Source organism: Bradyrhizobium sp. NBAIM03 (assembly GCF_020194055.1).
In the GTDB taxonomy this organism is placed as follows: domain Bacteria; phylum Pseudomonadota; class Alphaproteobacteria; order Rhizobiales; family Xanthobacteraceae; genus Bradyrhizobium; species Bradyrhizobium yuanmingense.
This window is the reverse complement of record NZ_JADYVS010000125.1, coordinates 1-469: the sequence shown is the minus strand read 5'-3', so window position 1 is coordinate 469 and position 469 is coordinate 1. Positions and strand designations below refer to the sequence as shown.

1 protein-coding gene is annotated in these 469 nt (G+C 59.9%); it reads left to right on the top strand.

Annotated elements, in window-relative coordinates:
• Positions 1-409 (top strand): YbaK/EbsC family protein (locus I6F21_RS37705; RefSeq protein WP_225184382.1); only part of this gene is annotated, 409 nt, incomplete at its 5' end.
• Positions 410-469 lie beyond the last annotated feature (60 nt).

Genomic DNA, 469 nt, shown 5'->3' with positions numbered 1-469 from the left:
TACCAGCACGGAGACCGCGCAGTCTGCACATGTCCCGGGCGACCGTCTGGCCAAGACGCTGCTGCTCGAAGACAAGCTCGGCTATGTCGCGGCCGTGTTGCCATCGACGTATCACCTGCATCTGTCGGAATTGCAAAAGGAAACTGGCCGCCTGGACCTGACACTGGCGGATGAATCCGAGTTGCGCGAAGTCTTTCGGGACTGCGATGCCGGCGCCGTACCACCCGTTGGCATGGCTTACGGCATGCCCACCTACATCGACAGCAGTCTGATGGCCCACGGCGACGTCTACTTCGAAGCCGGCGACCACGAAAATGTCGTGCATATGGACATGGATCAGTTCATGGCTTTAATGCGCGACGCCAAGCCCGGACACTTCGCGTATCGCATGCAGGGCATGCTCTTCTGAGGACCCGCCATGGCAGACGACGTTGTCATCACGGTCCGCAACAACGGGCCGTACCATATC